This is a genomic window from Roseateles asaccharophilus (assembly GCF_031458115.1).
Taxonomy (GTDB): Bacteria; Pseudomonadota; Gammaproteobacteria; order Burkholderiales; family Burkholderiaceae_C; genus Pelomonas; species Pelomonas asaccharophilus_A.
Map to the genome: position 1 here is coordinate 284,519 of NZ_JAVDXV010000005.1, position 16,508 is coordinate 301,026.

The 16,508-nt window shown below is 68.1% G+C and carries 11 protein-coding genes; 5 read left to right on the forward strand and 6 right to left on the reverse strand.

All coding sequences use genetic code 11. The features are described 5' to 3' along the window. The first annotated feature begins 6 nt into the window (after window positions 1-6). Window positions 7-813 (forward strand): DeoR/GlpR family DNA-binding transcription regulator, encoded by an 807-nt coding sequence (locus J2X21_RS14525; protein ID WP_310329788.1) that lies wholly within the window; start codon window positions 7-9, stop codon window positions 811-813. Window positions 814-823: 10 nt separating this feature from the next. Here the strand turns inward: J2X21_RS14525 and J2X21_RS14530 are convergent, their stop codons facing one another. The 6 genes from J2X21_RS14530 to yicI form a co-directional block, all read right to left on the reverse strand. After that, complete coding sequence (locus J2X21_RS14530; RefSeq protein ID WP_310329791.1) at window positions 824-1,192, reverse strand: carboxymuconolactone decarboxylase family protein; 369 nt, start codon at window positions 1,190-1,192, stop codon at window positions 824-826. Between the two features lie 396 nt (window positions 1,193-1,588). Further along, complete coding sequence (locus J2X21_RS14535; protein ID WP_310329793.1) at window positions 1,589-2,308, reverse strand: polysaccharide deacetylase family protein; 720 nt, start codon at window positions 2,306-2,308, stop codon at window positions 1,589-1,591. After that, window positions 2,305-3,525 carry a glycoside hydrolase family 27 protein gene (locus tag J2X21_RS14540; RefSeq protein WP_310329795.1) on the reverse strand — a complete coding sequence of 407 codons (1,221 nt, stop codon included), beginning with the start codon at window positions 3,523-3,525 and terminating at the stop codon, window positions 2,305-2,307. The genes J2X21_RS14535 and J2X21_RS14540 overlap by 4 nt, the downstream gene beginning before the upstream one ends. Before the next feature lie 31 nt (window positions 3,526-3,556). After that, window positions 3,557-4,858, reverse strand: a complete 1,302-nt coding sequence (locus J2X21_RS14545; protein WP_310329798.1) for an MFS transporter — start codon at window positions 4,856-4,858, stop codon at window positions 3,557-3,559. A gap of 29 nt (window positions 4,859-4,887) precedes the next feature. Beyond that, entirely contained in the window at window positions 4,888-6,621 is a 1,734-nt protein-coding gene (locus tag J2X21_RS14550; protein ID WP_310329801.1) for a glycoside hydrolase family 9 protein, read from the reverse strand. Window positions 6,622-6,718: 97 nt separating this feature from the next. After that, complete coding sequence (yicI, locus tag J2X21_RS14555; RefSeq protein ID WP_310329803.1) at window positions 6,719-8,989, reverse strand: alpha-xylosidase; 2,271 nt, start codon at window positions 8,987-8,989, stop codon at window positions 6,719-6,721. A 267-nt stretch (window positions 8,990-9,256) separates the two neighbouring features. On the opposite strand from yicI, the gene J2X21_RS14560 reads away from it, so the two are divergent. The 4 genes from J2X21_RS14560 to J2X21_RS14575 all read left to right on the forward strand — a co-directional run bounded on the left by J2X21_RS14560 (window position 9,257) and on the right by J2X21_RS14575 (window position 16,469). Further along, a complete protein-coding gene (locus J2X21_RS14560) occupies window positions 9,257-10,501 on the forward strand; it encodes an ROK family transcriptional regulator (RefSeq protein ID WP_310329804.1) in 1,245 nt (414 codons plus the stop codon). Further along, the gene (gene xylB / locus J2X21_RS14565) at window positions 10,501-11,961 is read left to right on the forward strand and encodes a xylulokinase (protein WP_310329807.1); all 1,461 of its coding nucleotides are present in this window, start codon (window positions 10,501-10,503) and stop codon (window positions 11,959-11,961) included. Before J2X21_RS14560 ends, xylB begins: the two co-directional genes overlap by 1 nt. Before the next feature lie 8 nt (window positions 11,962-11,969). Beyond that, a complete protein-coding gene (gene xylA, locus J2X21_RS14570; RefSeq protein WP_310329809.1) occupies window positions 11,970-13,283 on the forward strand; it encodes a xylose isomerase in 1,314 nt (437 codons plus the stop codon). Window positions 13,284-13,466: 183 nt separating this feature from the next. Further along, window positions 13,467-16,469, forward strand: coding sequence for a TonB-dependent receptor (locus tag J2X21_RS14575; protein WP_310329812.1), 3,003 nt, complete (start codon window positions 13,467-13,469; stop codon window positions 16,467-16,469). Window positions 16,470-16,508 lie beyond the last annotated feature (39 nt).

Here is a 16,508-nt window from a genome sequence, read left to right on the forward strand (position 1 = left end):
TCCTGCATGCCTGCCTCAGCCCCCACCCTCGCGAAAACCGAAAGCCCGCTGCTCATCGACGAGCGGCGCCGGCTGATCCGCGAGCTGGTGCAGAACCAGGGCCGCGTGACGGTGGACGAGCTGGCCGACCGCTTCGGCACCTCCGTCGTCACGATACGCAGCGACCTCAACGCACTGGCCTCCACCGGTGCCGTGCTGCGCACGCACGGCGGCGCGCTGGCCCAGCGCGACACCGAGGAAGTGCCCATCGGCGTCAAGCAGAAGCTGCGCCACGAGCAGAAGGCCCGCATCGCCGCCGAGGCCGCGAAGCTGATCCGCGACGGCGAGACCATCCTGCTGGACTCCGGCTCCACGACGGAGGAGATCGCCAAGCAGATCCGCGGCCTGCGCCTGACGTCGCTGAACGTCATCACCAACGCGCTGAACATCGCCGCGCTGCTGGCGACCGTGCCGCACATCAACCTCATCATGCCGGGCGGCCAGCTGCGGCCCAACTCGTATTCGCTGTCGGGCCCGCAAGCCGTGGCCGCGCTACAAGGCCTGTATGCCGACCGCCTGTTCCTCGGCGTCGACAGCCTGGACCCGGACATCGGCCTGATGACGCCGCACCTGCTGGAAGCGCAGCTGAACGCGCAGATGATGAAGATCAGCCGCCAGGTCGTCGCCGTGGCGGACGCGTCCAAGCTGATGAAGCGCAACCTGTCCGTCATCGCGCCGGTGGAGCAGCTGGATGTGCTGATCACCGACAGCGGCGCGGATCAGGGCATCGTGGACCAGTTGCGCGGGCGAGGCATCGAGGTCGTGCTGGCCTGAGCGGCGTTTATCAAGCCACCCCGTCCACCACCTCGGCCGCTGCGCGGAAGGCATCCACCGCCGCCGGGAAACCGCAGTAGACGCTGGCGTGCAGGAAGATCTCCTGCAGTTCCTGCACCGTCACGCCGTTGTTCAGCGCGCCGCGCACATGCGTCTTCAGCTCATGCGTGCGCCCCAGCGCCACCAGCATGGATACCGTGACGATGCTGCGCGTGCGCAGATCCAGCCCCGGCCGCTGCCAGGTGTTGCCCCAGGCGTGGCGCGTGACCAGTTCCTGCAGCGGCTCCGTGAACGGCGTGACCTTGGCCAGCGCCGCGTCGACATACGCATCGCCCAGCACGGCGCGGCGGGTGGAAAGGCCTTCGGGGTCGAGATCCATGGCGGCTCCTTCGTGGTGCGCTGCAGCATAGCGAAACGCCGTGTTCGTCCTGCAGAACCATCCACGCCGCTCGGGCGGCGCTGCATTGGGTTTTCTGGCGAGCACGGCGTGCAGCCGCGCGTCGGACGGGCAGGTGGTGCGACGAGGCCTGCTCGTCACAAGTCAGGCGCGAGAGCGCAGCGGCTCGCATCTGTGCGCAACGCAGTCGGTCGTTTTCGCGCGCCGCTGAAGGCGGCGTCGCGCTGGTGTGCGGTTCAGCGCCTCTTCTTTGGTGACTTTCTTCTGGCGCCGCAGAAGAAAGTTACCCCGCCGCCGGGCGGGACTCCCGGCAATGCAACGAGCAGACGCCAGCTTTCAGAGACAGCAGACAACATCCACCCAGCTGACGCTGCGCGCTCACTCCCAGCGCAGGTGCACCACCCGATACCCCTTGGCCTTCAGCGTCTGCAACAGAAACGGCATTGCCCTCGCCGTCTGGTCCTGCGCGTCATGCAGCAACACGATGCCGCCGCCGCTCCTGGTCAACTGGCCCAGCAGCTTGTCCGCCAGCATCTGCGGCGTCTGGTCTGGCAGCCAGTCCTCGGCGCCGGCGTCTATGGACATGACCGTCACGCCACGCTCGCGCAGCGCGGCGCGCATCGCGGGCGTTTCCTCCAGGAAGGGGAAGCGCCAGGACGCAGGCTCGGCGCCCAGCACCTCGCGGTAGGCGGCGGTCATCGCGTCCAGGTCGGCGATCTGGGAGACGGACCACAGCTGCGAGAAGTGGTCGTGCCTGAAGCCGTGCATGCCCAGCGTGTGGCCGGCATCGCGCATCTGGCGCGCCAGCGCCGGATGGAGGCGCAGCGGCTCGCCGTTGACGAAGAACGTGGCCAGCACGCAGTGGTCGGCCAGCGCCTTCAGCACCGCCGGCGTGGACTCGGGCCGCGGGCCGTCGTCGAAGGTCAGCACGATCTCGCCCGGCTGCAGCGTGGGCAACGCGGCATGCTGGGCCTTGCCCCAGGCGGCGCCCTCTCGCTTGAGCGTCAGCGAGCGGGACGTGCCCAGCGCGTCGGGGCCGCAGGCGGCCTGCGCCAGGCCGGCGCTCAGCAATGCCGCCATCGCCAGCCAGCGCTTCAACGCGCCAGCTCCGGCGTGATGCGCCACATCAGCACGCCGTGCGACGCGACACTGCCGCCCACGCGGGCCGTGACGCCTTTCTTCACCTCGCCGCTCCACAGGTTGCGCGTCTGAGCGCGCGAACCGGCGGGCAGGTTCAGCAACGCCCAGTCGGCCGACATCTCGGTGGCCTTGGCGCCGCGGTTGAACAGCACGACGGCAATGTCGCCGCCCTGCAGCGGGCGCGTCCAGACCTCCAGGTCGCCGTCCTTGCGCACACGGCGCGCGGGCTGGGCCAGCGGGTCCTGGTCCACCGCGATGATGTCCTTGTTGGTCAGGATGCGGCGCGTGTCGGCGCTCATGTTGGCCATGTCGTTGCCGGCCATCAGCGGCGCGGCCAGCATGGCCCACAGCGAGAAGTGGCTCTCGTACTCGGTGACGGTCATGCCGCCGTTGCCCACCTCCAGCATGTCGGGGTCGGGCCAGCGGTCGGGGCCGGCGTGGCGCCAGCTGTCGACGTTGCGGTCCAGGATGTCGACCATGCCGATGGACCAGTCCTTCTTGCCCTGCCAGGCATCGAAGATGTCGCCGGTGGTGCGCCACAGATGGCCCACATTGGGCGCCCAGCGTTCGGGGTTGTGCGTGCCCCATTCGCAGATGGACAGCACGATGTCGCGGCCCGATTCACGCAGCGCCTTGGCCATGATGGTGTAGGCGGCCTCGGCATTGCGCGGGCCGGTGAAGCACCAGTCGTACTTCAGGTAGTCAACGCCCCACTTGGCGTACTGGCGCGCATCCTGGAACTCGTGGCCGGCGCTGCCGGGGCGGCCGCCGCAGGTCAGCGCGCCGGCGTCAGAGTAGATGCCGAACTTCAGGCCCTTGCTGTGCACATAGTCGGCCAGCGCCTTGATGCCGCTGGGGAAGCGCTCGGGGTCGGCCTGGATGTTGCCGTCGGCGTCACGGCTCTTCTGCCAGCAGTCGTCGATGACGATGTATTTGTAGCCGGCGTCGCGCAGGCCGTTGGACACCATCGCGTCGGCCTGTTCGCGGATCAGCTTCTCGCTGACGTCGCACTTGAACTTGTTCCACGAGTTCCAGCCCATGGGCGGCGTGGGCAGCAGCTTGGGCTTGGGGGCATCCAGCTTCAGCGACTCGTGCTGCTCGGCGGCCTGCGCGGGCAGCGCGGCCAGCAGGGGCATCAACATCAGCGCGCCCAGGCGCCACATCGTGGTCTTCATGTTCGGTTGTCTCCGGTGGTCTGTGTCTTGTTCAATGGCCGTGGGCGGCCTCGGTGGGCTCGTCGTGGCCGTTATGTGGGAAGGGAGCCAGCCAGGCCAGGATGACCGGCGGAATGGAGAACACCAGCACCCAGCCGAAGAAGCTGACGTAGTTGTGCTGCACGTGGTTCCACATCAGGCCGCTGACGCTGCCGGTGCCCCATTTGGTCAGCGCCATGACGCCGGTGGCCATCGCGTAGTGCGCCATGCGGAAGGGGCCGGGCGCGACCTGCTGCATCATGTAAAGCATGTGGCCCACCGAGCCCATGCCGAAGCCGAACTTCTCGATGGAGACGATGACGGCGATGGTCAGCGTGTCCGTCGGCAGGGTCTGCGCCAGGTAGAAGTAGGTCAGGTGCGGGACGTTGAGCACCAGGGCCAGGATGAAGAAGCTGTGCGGCAGCGTGCGCCGGGCGACGAGAAAGCCGCCGAGGAAGGCGCCCGCGATGAAGGTCAGCGTGCCGACCGTGCCGTTGATGTGGCCCAGCGTCTCGTTGTCCAGCGCCAGGCCGCCGGCGGCGCGCGCATCCAGCAGGAACAGCGGGCCGAACTTCTCGATGAAGCCTTCGCCGAAGCGGTAGAAGAAGATGACGGCCAGCATCACCCAGATCTGCGGCTTCTGGAAGAAGGCGACCCAGATCGTCACGTTGGCCTTGAGGGCACCCACGACGCCTTCGCCATGTTTGGTCGGCGGCGAGCCCGGCGGCAGCACGCGCACATGCCACAAGCCGAAGGCGGCCATCGCCGCCGCGGCGATCAAAACGACGACGGTCCAGCACTGCACCCAGTTCATGCCCATGTGCTTGTGCAGATAGCCCGTGAGCGACACGAACAGGCCCGACGCGACGACCGCGCCCATGTTCCAGCACATGCCTTGCAGGCCGGCGTAGCGGGCCTGGTCCTTCTTGGAGGCGGTGGTCATGAACACGCCGTCGGCGCAGGTGTCCTGCGTGGCGGAGGCGAAACCGACGATCCAGAAGAAGGCCAGCGACAGCTTGAAGAAGTCGGCCAGCGGCAGCACCAACGCGATGAGGCCCAGCGCGGCCGCCATCGTGAACTCCATGCTGATGACCCAGAAGCGCTTGCTGCGGTAGGCCTCCAGCAGCGGCGCCCACAGCGGCTTCAGCACCCAGGGCAGGTAGAGCTGCGAGGTGTAGAGGGCGATGTCCTCGTTGGACACGCCGAGGTTTTTGTAGATGATGGCCGCGACGACGCCCACCATCACATTGGGCAAGCCCATCGCGAGGTAGAGCGACGGCACCCAGGTGAGGAGGTGGCGGTGGGGCGTGGTCATGGCTGTGTCGGTGGTTCTGCTGCCAACCCTCAACGGGGTTTGGGCGTGAGCGCTTGAAGGGCCGCCGACACGTACACCAGCGGCGCGTTCCAGTTGATGGCGACCTCGTTGCTGGCGTAGCTGCAGTAGTGGTCGATGTAGGCCAGCGCCGGCAGCGCCGATGGGTAGGTGGGGCAGTTCTTCTGGTCCTGGCGGCCGGGGTTGGGGCCGCCGGCGAGGAAGCCGGGCACGGGCGCCGCCACGCCGTCGGCCTCTGACGGCCGGTGATGCGGGTGCAGCGGCGGCTTACTGCCGAAGCCGGTCACATAGCTCTGGCCCAACGGGTTGCGGCCCAGCACATAGTCCAGCACCGATTGCGCGGCATCCAGCTGGGCGCGCTCGTTGCTGAGGCGATAGGCCTGGATCAACATCAGCGCCTGGTTCAGCGCATGGGCGTTGCTGCCCCAGACGTAGTCGGTCGCGCTTTCCATCGTCAGCCGGTAGGCCGAGGCCTGCCAGCTCGCGGCGAGTTCGTCACCGAAGGACCGCACGCGCTTCGCCACCAGTTCCGCATCGGCCTTGCCGAGCTGTGCACGGTTCTGCGCCAGGCTGGTCCACGCCAGGCCCATCACATCGCCCCAGCCGGGGATGCGCACGGGCAGCGTCTCCAGCTTCAAGGCCTCGCGGTAGGAGGCGTCCCCGGTGGTCAGGTACAGCTCCGCGGCGGCCCAGGCAAACTCGTCGTCGAGCTTGGCGTCGCCGTACTCGCCGGTGCGCACATCGGGCGGGTTCTTGTACGGCAGGTTGGGGTTGGCCCGCGCCCAGCCCCATGCCGCGATCGCCGCCTGGCGCATGCGCGCCGACAGGCCCGGCCGCTGCGCCTCGAAGGGCTTGAACACGCGGCTGGCATGCGCCATCACGGCGGCAAAGTCCAGCGTGGCGGCCGTGCCCTTGGCCACGACGTAGCGGTCGCCGCGCGCCTCGTGCGGCATGACCGTGCCATCGAAGCTCTTGTTGGTGAGCTTGTGATAGACGCCGCCGTCGGCGGGATCCTGCATGGCCAGCATCCATTCGAGGTTCCACAGAACCTCGTCCAGCACGTCGGGCAGGTCCTTGTCGTTCTCGGCGCTCTCGGGGATGTTGAGGTTCTGCGCCTTGAACAGCGCCGGAAACTGCTCGTACGCAGCCAGCAGTGTGTAGACAGTGATGCCGGAATTGACGATGTACTTGTTGTAGTCGCCGGCGTCGTACCAGCCTTTGGGTGCGGAGATGCGGCTGCCTTCGGGGCGCTTGTCACTGGCGGCGGACGCGTGGATGAGCACATCGGTGTCGGCATGGCCTGCAGCACGGGCCCAGGGGCCGGCGTGGCGGACGTCCAGCGCAACGCCCGCGCGATTGAAGTAGAAGGCCTTCAGGCTGGCGGCGGTGAGTGCCGCATAGGCGTCACCAGCCACGCGGACGCGCGCGGCTGGCAGGCCGTCAACGCGCAGTTCGTAGTCGCCGGCTTGGGCCAACGCCGAGAAGTCGGCCAGGCGCACGTCGGCGCCCGCGGGCGCCCAAGTGCGTGCCGGGCCCAGCGCGCCGCGCAACACGACTGTGTCGCTGCCCGCGCGCACCACGCGGAACTCGCCCGACGCAGCGGCCGGCAGGACCGCCCACTTGGCGGCACCCGGCAGGTAGCCGACTTGGTTGGTGGCGGCGGACTGCGCCTGCACGGCTGCAGGCAGCACGGCCAGCGCCAGCAGTGAGGAAGCGAGGCGCAGCAAAAGGGAGGCAGATTTCATGGCGGCGGATTCTGACAACGTTGTCTGACGGCGAACATCGGGTCGTCGCCCGGTGAATCGAAGCCGGCCCGCAGCGCGCGCGGGCCGGTCACGGGGCTCAGGCACCCCAGCGAAGCTCCAGGCCTTCGGCCAGCACGGGGCTGCGACGGCCATCCGCTTCCACGCACCAGTCACGCAACGCGCCTTCGGCGATGCGCACGACGTAGCTGCCGCCCTCGCGCTTCACCGTGCCACGCGCCGCGTAGCCGCCGGCCGGCGCCGCGACCTCGAAGTCCGCGCTCGCCCCGTCGGCCAGTTCGAACACGCGCAGCACCGTGCCGCGGGCGTAGTCGTAGTCCGGCTTCTCGGTCTCCGGACCCCAGGCGATGACGCTTCCCGGCGCCGCGTACAGCGGCATGGACAGGAAGTCATGCCGCTCGCGATGCCAGCACCCGCCCTGCTTCTTCTCACCGTTCAGCAGGTGGGTCCACGTGCCTTCCGGAAGATAGAAGTCGACCTCGCCGTCCTCGGTGAACACCGGCGCCACCAGCAGCGCGCTGCCCAGCTGGTACTGCCGGTCCAGCGGCGCGCAGGCCGGATCGTGCGGATGCTCCATCAGCATGGAACGCATCATCGGCACGCCGGTCTCGGTCGCCTCTACGGCCTTCGCGTAGAGGTAAGGCATGAGCTGGTGCTTGAGCCGCGTGAACATGCGCAGCACGTCGCAGCTCTCTTCGTCCACGAGCCATGGCACTCGGTAGCTGCTGCTGCCGTGCAGGCGGCTGTGCGAGGACATCAGGCCGAACTGGATCCAGCGCTTGTAGACGGCGGGCGGCGGGTTGCCCTCGAAGCCGCCGATGTCATGGCTCCAGAACGCGAAGCCGCAGGTGGTCAGCGACAGGCCGCCGCGCAGGCTTTCGGCCATGGACTCGAACGTGGACCAGCAGTCACCGCCCCAGTGCACCGGGAAGCGCTGGCCCGACGCATAGGTCGAGCGCGCGAAGACGACCGCATCCTTGCCCTGCACTTCTTCCAGCAGCTCGAACACCGCCTGGTTGTATTGCAGCGCGTAGAGGTTGTGCATCTCGACCGGATCGGAGCCGTCGAAGTAGCAGACGCCCTCGCTGGGGATGCGCTCGCCGAAGTCGGTCTTGAAGCAGTCAGCCCCACCAGCCAGCAGGCGGCGCAGATGGCCCTGGTACCAGGCCTTGGCGGCCGGGTTCGTGAAGTCCACGATGGCCATGCCGGGCTGCCACAGGTCGGTCTGGAACGTGAGCCCGTTCGTGCGCTTGATGAAGTAGCCGTGCTTCACGCCTTCCGCGAACAGCGGCGACTTCTGCGCCACGTAGGGGTTGATCCACAAGCTGATCTTCAGGCCCTTGGCATGCAGGCGCTTGAGCATCGCCTCGGGCTCGGGGAAGCCGCGGCGGTCCCACTCGAAGTCGCACCACTGGAACTCGCGCATCCAGAAGCAGTCGAAGTGGAAGACCGACAGCGGCAGCTCGCGCCGCGCCATCTCGTCGATGAAATGCGTGGCCGTCGCCTCGTCGTACTGCGTCGTGAACGAGGTCGTCATCCACAGGCCGAAGCTCCAGGCCGGCGGCAGCGGCGCGCGACCTGTCAACGCTGTCAGGCGGCGCGCAACGTCCTTGGGCGTGGGACCGGCAATGACGCAGTAGTCCAGGCTTTCGCCCTCGCGGCTGAACTGCACGCGCGCCACCTTCTCCGAGCCGACCTCAAAGGACACCGGGCCCGCCTCATTGACCAGCACGCCATAGCCGCGGCTGCTCAGGTAGAAGGGCACGTTCTTGTAGGCCTGTTCGCAGGCCGTGCCGCCGTCCTTGTTGGTGTTCTCGACGATCTGGCCGTTCTTGACCCACGGCGTGAAGCGCTCGCCCAGGCCGTAGATGTTCTCGCCCACGGCCAGCGTCAGCTGCTCGTGCACATGGTTGCCCTTGGCGCCCCAGTGGATGTAGCCCAGGCTGCGCCAGTCGCTCTTGGTCAGCACGCGGCCGCCCTCGCGGAAGACGAGATTCCAGCCCTCGCCCTTCTTCAGCTCGACGGAGATCGCGCCGGAGGTCAGCGTCGCATGCGTGTCGGTCTCGGCCGTCCGCACGGCGGGGTGGTCGGCGCCCGGCATGGGCACGTGCAGCCGCGGCGGCTGTGACGCGGTGTAGTGCTCCACGCTGACGCGGACGACGCCGCTGCTGGGCGACGTCAGTGTCACGGTCAGCGTGGGGCCTTGCAGCGTGTCGCCGCGGTGCTTGATGGGCCGGGTCGTGGCGAGCACGACCAGCCGGTCTGCGTGGACTTCAACCGCATAGGCCTCGGCCGCGTAATGCGCGGCGACGCCCGGCTGAAGCATCCACTGTCCGTCAGTGAACTTCATCGAGTGGCTTCCTTTGTCTCCGATAGGCCGGCGGCGACGCCGGCCACTGTCAGTCTTTTGTTCGCAGCCATCCCGACGGGGCCGGGCCGGGAGGCTGACAAGGCATTCGCGCATACGCCGGCCTGACCACGTCAAGGGCAGCGAGCGGCGCGATCTTCGTTGCGCGGACACCAAACGCGCTAGGGGCTTTTACCCAATTTACTTCGTGCGACGGCCGAACTAATATGCTCAAAAGCCTGCCCTGACAGGCCCTACTAGGAGACAAGCTTGCAGGCCGAAGCCGCCGGCAGCCAACAGCTGCTCAAGGTCATCAATCGCATGGCGCTGGTGAGGCACCTCTGTGCCAACCCGGGGCTGTCGCGTGCCGACCTGGCCGGCGCCGTTGGCCTGACCAAATCCACCGTGAGCCTGCTGGTGCGCGAACTGGTCGCCGAGGGTTGGCTGGTCGAGCGTGAGGTCGTCGCCACCGGCGACCTGGGCCGCCGCCCCACCCCGCTGTTCATCGACCCCGGCCGCCTGCTGCTGCTGGGCGCCGAGGTGGGCATCGAGTCCGTGCGCGTCGTCGCCACCTCGCTGACCGGCGAGGTCAAGGCCTGCACCGTTGCCAACTTCGGCGCCAGCCGCAGCGCCAAGGCCTGCATCACCAGCCTGGCCACGGCGCTGCTGAAGCTGCGCAAGCAGCTGGACCCGGGCCAGCAGGTGCTGGGCATCGGCGTGGGCCTGCCAGGTGGTGTCAACGAGGCGCGCGGCGTGCTGCACTTCGCACCCAACCTGGGCTGGCGCGACGTGGCCTTCGGCGAGTTGCTGGGCGAGAAGCTGCAGGACAGCACGCTGGCCGGCGCGCCGCTTTTCATCCAGAACGAAGCCGACGTGGCCGCATTGGGCGAGCTGGAGTTCAACCCCACGCCCGCGGCCGATCCGCTGCTGTACGTGTCCATCAACCAGGGCCTGGGCGCCGGCGTCATCGTCGGCGACCGGCTGCTGACAGGCAGCCGCGGTTTTGCCGGCGAGGTAGGCCACATGGTGTTGCAGCTGGGTGGCCCGCGCTGCTCCTGCGGTCGCCGCGGCTGCGCCGAAGCGCTGATCGCTACGCGCGCGATGCTGGGCCAGAAGGACGATGAGGGCGAGGACCCGACCGCGCTGCGCTCGCTGGCCGAGGTGCGCGCTCATCTGGTGGACGAAGACCCGCTGACGCTGAAGGCCGTCAACTCCGCAGGCCGCTACCTGGGCGTGCTGCTGCAGAACCTGGCCACGGCCTACGACCCCGCCGGCATCGTGCTGGGCGGTTCGGTCGTCGAGCTGGGCGAACCCTTCCTGAAGCCCGCGCTGGACACGCTGCTGGACTACGCCGCCGCGGCCAACCTGCCGCCGCCGGCCGTGCGCGTCTCTCGCTTCGGCGCCAACGCCGTGGCCATTGGCGCGGCTGCGCTGGCCCGCTACCGACTCACCCGCCCCGCGCTGCCGCTGGCAGACACGGGCGTCGCGATGAGCGAAACCGAAGAGGCCGCATGATGTTCCTCGGCATTGATCTCGGCACCTCGGAAGTCAAGCTGCTGCTGCTCGACGACACGCGCCGCATCGTCGGTACCGCCGGCAGCGCGCTGACGCTGCAAAGCCCGCAGCCGCTGTGGTCCGAGCAAGACCCCATGGCCTGGTGGCAGGCCACCGAGGCTGCCGTCGCCCAGCTGCGCACCGCGCATCCAGCGGCGTTCGCTGCCGTGCGCGGCATCGGCCTGTCGGGCCAGATGCATGGCGCCGTGCTGCTCGATGACAGCGATGCCATCCTGCGCCCGGCCATCCTGTGGAACGACGGCCGCAGCCATGCCGAGTGCGCCGAGCTGACCACTGGCGCGCCGCGGCTGCTGGACATCGCCGGCAACCTGGCCATGCCCGGTTTCACCGCGCCCAAGCTGTTGTGGGTGCGCAAGCACGAGCCCGACATCTTCAAGCGCATCGCCAGCGTGCTGCTGCCCAAGGACTGGCTGCGCCTGCAGCTGACCGGCGCCAAGGTGTCCGACCCGTCCGATGCCGCCGGCACGCTGTGGCTGGACGTCGCCCGCCGCGACTGGTCCGACGAACTGCTGGCCGCCACCGGCCTGAGCCGCGCGCAGATGCCGCGCGTCGTGGAGAGCAACGAGATCAGCGGCCTGCTGAAGCCCGAACTGGCCGCTGCCTGGGGCCTGTGCCCCGAGGTCGTCGTGGCCGGCGGGGCCGGCGACAACGCGGCCAGCGCCATCGGCATCGGTGCGACGCAGCCGGGTGACGGCTTCATCTCGCTGGGCACCTCGGGCGTGCTGTTCGTCGTCAACGACCGCTACAGGCCTAACCCCGCATCTGCAGTCCACGCCTTCTGCCATGCGCTGCCGCAGCGCTGGCACCAGATGAGCGTGATGCTGTCCGCCGCCAGTTGCCTGCGCTGGTTCTGCACGCTCGTGGGCAGCGATGAGGCCGCACTGCTGGACGAGCTTTCTTCGACGTCCGATGACAACGCAGTCATCGAGCGAGCACCGCTCTTCCTGCCCTACCTGGCCGGCGAGCGCACGCCGCACAACGACCCGTTCGCACCCGGCGTGTTCCACGGCCTGAAGACGGCCACGACGCGTGCCGACTGCACCTACGCCGTGCTCGAAGGCGTGGCCTTCGGCCTGGCCGACGGCCTGGATGCGCTGCGCGCGGCGGGCACCGAGGTGTGCACGCTGTCGCTGGTGGGCGGCGGCGCGCGCAGCGCGTACTGGGCGCAGTTGATCGCCGATTCGCTGCATGTCGAGATCGTCGTGCACAGCGGCAGCGAGGCCGGCGGCGCCCTGGGCGCAGCCCGCCTGGGCTGGCTGGCCGCGGACGGCGATGTCGACCGCGTCTGCACCCGTCCACCCGTCGCGGCCCGCCATGCCGCCAACCCCGAACGTCATGCGCGCCTGGCTCCCCGCCTGGCGCGTTTCCGTGATCTCTACCAGCGCCTGCGCGGCGCCTGACATTTCCCATGAGCTACTTCGAATACATCCAGCCCATCCGCTTTGAAGGCGCCGACAGCCAGAATGAGCTGGCCTTCAAGCACTACGACAAGGACCGCATCGTGCTGGGCAAGCGCATGGAGGACCACCTGCGCTTCGCGGCCTGCTACTGGCACAACTTCGTCTGGACCGGCCTGGACCCGTTCGGCGGCGCCACGTTCGAGCGCCCCTGGTTCCAGGGCGGCTCGCCGATGGAGCTCGCCAAGCTGAAGGCCGACGCCGCCTTCGAGTTCTTCAGCAAGCTGGGTATCCCGTACTACTGCTTCCATGACCGCGACGTGGCCCCGGAAGGCACCACGCCGCGCGAAAGCCAGGACAACTTCAAGCGCATCGTCGACGTGCTCGGCGAGAAGCAGCAAGCCACGGGCCTCAAGCTGCTGTGGGGCACGGCCAACCTGTTCAGCCACCGTCGCTTCATGTCAGGCGCGGCCAGCAACCCCGACCCGGAGATCTTCAAGATGGCCGCGCTGCAGGTGCGCGACGCGCTGGACGCGACGCTCAAGCTGGGCGGCGAGAACTATGTGTTGTGGGGTGGCCGCGAAGGCTACGAGTCGCTGCTGAACACGCGCCTGGGCCAGGAGCTGGACCAGCTGGGCCGCTTCCTGACGATGGTGGTGGACTACAAGCACAAGATCGGCTTCCAGGGCGCCATCCTCATCGAGCCCAAGCCGCGCGAGCCGTCCAAGCACCAGTACGACTTCGACACCGCCACCGTCTACGGCTTCCTGAAGCGCTACGGCCTGGAGAACGAGGTCAAGGTCAACATCGAGGCCAACCACGCGACGCTGTCGGGCCACAGCTTCGAGCACGAGATCGCGACGGCCGGGGCCCTGGGCATCCTGGGCAGCCTGGACATGAACCGCGGCGACCCGCAACTGGGCTGGGACACCGACCAGTTCCCCAACAACGTGCCGGAGACGGCAATCGCGCTGTACGAGGTGCTCAAGGCCGGCGGTCTGGGCTCGGGCGGCCTGAACTTCGATGCCAAGGTGCGCCGCCAGTCCATCGATGCGGCCGACCTGTTCCACGGCCACATCGGCGGCATGGACGTCTGCGCCCAGGCGCTGCTGGTGGCCGAAAAGATGATCGTCGACGGCCGCCTCAAGCAGGCGCAGGACGCGCGCTACGCCGGCTGGGACACGCCGGCCGGCCAGGACATCCTGAACGGCAAGCGCTCGCTGGCCGAGCTGGCCGACGAGGTGCTCGCGAAGAACGTCGACATCGCCCCCGTCTCCGGCCGCCAGGAGGTGCTGGAGAACCTCGTCAACCGCTTCTGCGCCTGACCTGCCTCGCGCGCGACGCCCTGACCACGAGCCCACCGTCGACGCTGACATGACGTCCCCTAGAGCCGCAGCCAGCGCCAGCCGCCGCGCGCGATGTTGATCCCGCTTCCATTCCCGCCGAACCCGTAGCAATACCCGGCAGACCAGCCCCCGTGCCAACGAGCACATCGAGAGGAGACAAAAGTGAACCAGCACCAGAGAACCGCCATTTCCCTTGCCGCCGCCCAGGCCGCCCTGCTCTGCAGTGGCCTGGCGATGGCGCAGACCCCGGCCGCGCCGGCAACTGCAGCTTCCGCGCCCGTGCAGAAGGTCGAGACGGTGGTCGTCAGCGGCCGCCGCGCGGCGCTGGAATCGGCGCAAAAGATCAAGCAGAACGCCGACGAGATCGTCGACTCCATCGTCGCCGACGACATCGGCAAGCTGCCGGACCAGTCCGTCACCGAAGTGCTGCAGCGCGTCGTCGGCGTGACCATCGACCGCACCATGGCCAAGAACGACCCCGAGCACTACTCGGTGGAAGGCTCCAGCGTCAACATCCGCGGCCTGTCGTACGTGCGCTCCGAGGTGAACGGCCGCGACACCTTCTCCGCCAACGGCGGCCGTGCGCTGAACTTCGAGGACGTGCCGCCGGAACTGCTGGCCGCCGTGGACGTGTTCAAGAACCCGTCGGCCTCGCAGATTGAAGGCTCCATCGGCGGCCTGGTGAACCTGCGCACCGCCATGCCCTTCGACAACCCCGGCTTCAAGGGCCACGTCACGGCCGTGGGCAAGTACAACGAGCTGCAGGGCAAGTTCAGCCCCGCGGCCTCCGGCCTGCTGTCCAACCGCTGGAATACCGAGCTGGGCGACGTCGGCATGCTGCTGAGCCTGGCTCACAGCAAGAGCTCCACCCGCACCGACCTGTGGCAGGTAGAGCCCTACTACAAGGTGGACGGCACGCACTGGGTGCCGAAGGGGGCGCAGTGGCGCGACTCCAACTTCGAGCGCAACCGCAACGGCCTGTACGGCGCACTTCAGTGGAAGAAGGACAACCTCAGCAGCTCGTTGACCTACTTCCAGTCCAAGTACCGCATGCAGTGGGATGAGAACGCGCTGTTCGCGCAGACCAATCCCTGGAACCTCGTCATCAGCAGCGATGCGAAGTACAACAGCAACAACGTTTTCGTCAGCGGCACGCTGACCGCGCCAGCCGACGGCGGCGTCAACTTCGGCGCTGACACGCGCTACATGAAGCGCAACTCCAAGACCAAAGACCTGGGTTGGAACCTCGCCTGGAAGGCCAGCGACCGCTGGAGCTTCAGTACAGACTTGCAACTGGTGAAGTCCGACACCAACGCTTTCGACTCCACCGTCGCCACCGGCCTGCTGATGCCCAAGGAGACGCTGGACCTGAACGGCTCCACGCCGCGCGTGGTGTTCGACGCCAGCGACCTGGCCTCGCTGCAGAACAAGGGCAACTACTACTGGGCGTTCACGATGGAACACCTGGACCGCAGCAAGGCCGAGCAGAAGGCCTGGCGCGCGGACGGCAAGTTCAACTTCGACCACGCCGTGCTGCAGGACCTGAGCTTCGGCGTGCGCCTGACCGACCGCGATGCGAAGACCACCAAGACGGTGCCGGACTACAACTGGTCCGCCATCACGCAGACCTGGCAGCGCGGCTGGGACATCAGCGACGTGGCCTACCTCAGCGACCCGCGCTTCAACGCCCCGACCCGGCTGCACACGTTCAACAACTTCTTCGGCGGCCAGAGCGTGCCGGCCGTCTACGTGCCCGACGTGTCGCTGGCCAAGGACTACCCGAACGGCTACGCCACGGTGCACAGGTACCACGACATCCGCTGCCAGGAGCTCAAGGGCGCCAACGGCGACTGCCCGGCATGGTCGCCGGCCAGCTTCGGCACCAACCCGGCGGGCGACAACGAGCAGCACGAGCGCACGCAGGCCGCCTACGCCCAGCTGCGCTTCGACTTCACCGATTCCGGCGCGCCCATCGACGGCAACGTCGGACTGCGCGCCGTGCGCACGGAGATGAAGGCTGCCGGCTACACGGTGTTCACGTACAACCCCGGCATCCCGGCCGGCGCACCCGTGAGCGGCGTGCCCGTGCCCGTCATCCCCAGCTTTGCTGCGCCGATGGCCGCCGAGCAGACCTACACCAACTTCCTGCCCAGCCTGAACCTGCGCTTCAAGGCCAGCGACAAGCTGCAGTTCCGCGCCGCCGTCGCCAAGGGTGTGTCCCGCCCCGACTTCGCGGACATGCAGGCCTACACGTCGATGGAGCTGACGACGACCAAGCGCACCGTGCCCAGCACGACGCCGGGCGTGCCTGACTCCGTCATCGTCGACGCCGTCAACCTCAGTGGCACGGCCAACGGCAACCCGCTGCTGAAGCCGGTCAAGTCCACGCAGTTCGACCTGACGGCCGAGTGGTACTTCGCCCGCAACGGCTCACTGACGCTGGCGCTGTTCAACAAGCAGCTGGACGACATCATCGTGAAGCAGTCGGCCACGACCGTGCTGCGCGATGCCGCAGGCAACCCGCTGAACTTTACCGTCACGTCGCCGGTCAACGGCGCAAAGGGCCACGCCCGCGGCTTCGAGATCGCCTTCCAGCGCTACCTGGACATGCTGCCGGGCTGGATGTCGGGCTTCGGCGTGCAGGCCAACTACACCTACGTCGACAGCAAGACCAGGCCCTACAACCCCGTCACGACGCCGTTCTGCGCCGGCACCAGCACCAATGCCGACAACCTGAACCTGAACATCAACGGCTGTGACACCGACGGGCGCACGTTCGGCAACCTGCCGCTGACCAACCTGTCCAGGAACGCCTACAACCTGGCGCTGCTGTACGACTACGGCCCGTTCTCGGCGCGCGTGGCCTACAGCTGGCGTTCCAAGTACCTGCAGGGCGTCAACGTCAACGGCACCCGGGGCGGTGACGGCCGCCTGGCCGACGGCACCAGCGTCGCCTTCGCGCTGCCGACCTGGAGCGACGACTACGGCCAGGTCGACGCCGGCGTCAACTACCGCATCACCGACAAGTTCAGCGTCAGCCTGGAAGCGCAGAACCTGAACAACGCGCTGGCCCGCCAGTTGATGCAGCAGAACATCGGCCTGATGACCCGCGCCGTCAACTACACCGGTCGCCGCTACTCGGTGCAGGCCAGCTACTCGTTCTAATCTCCGGCGATTCCGGCGGTCTCCCCATCGGGAGGCCGC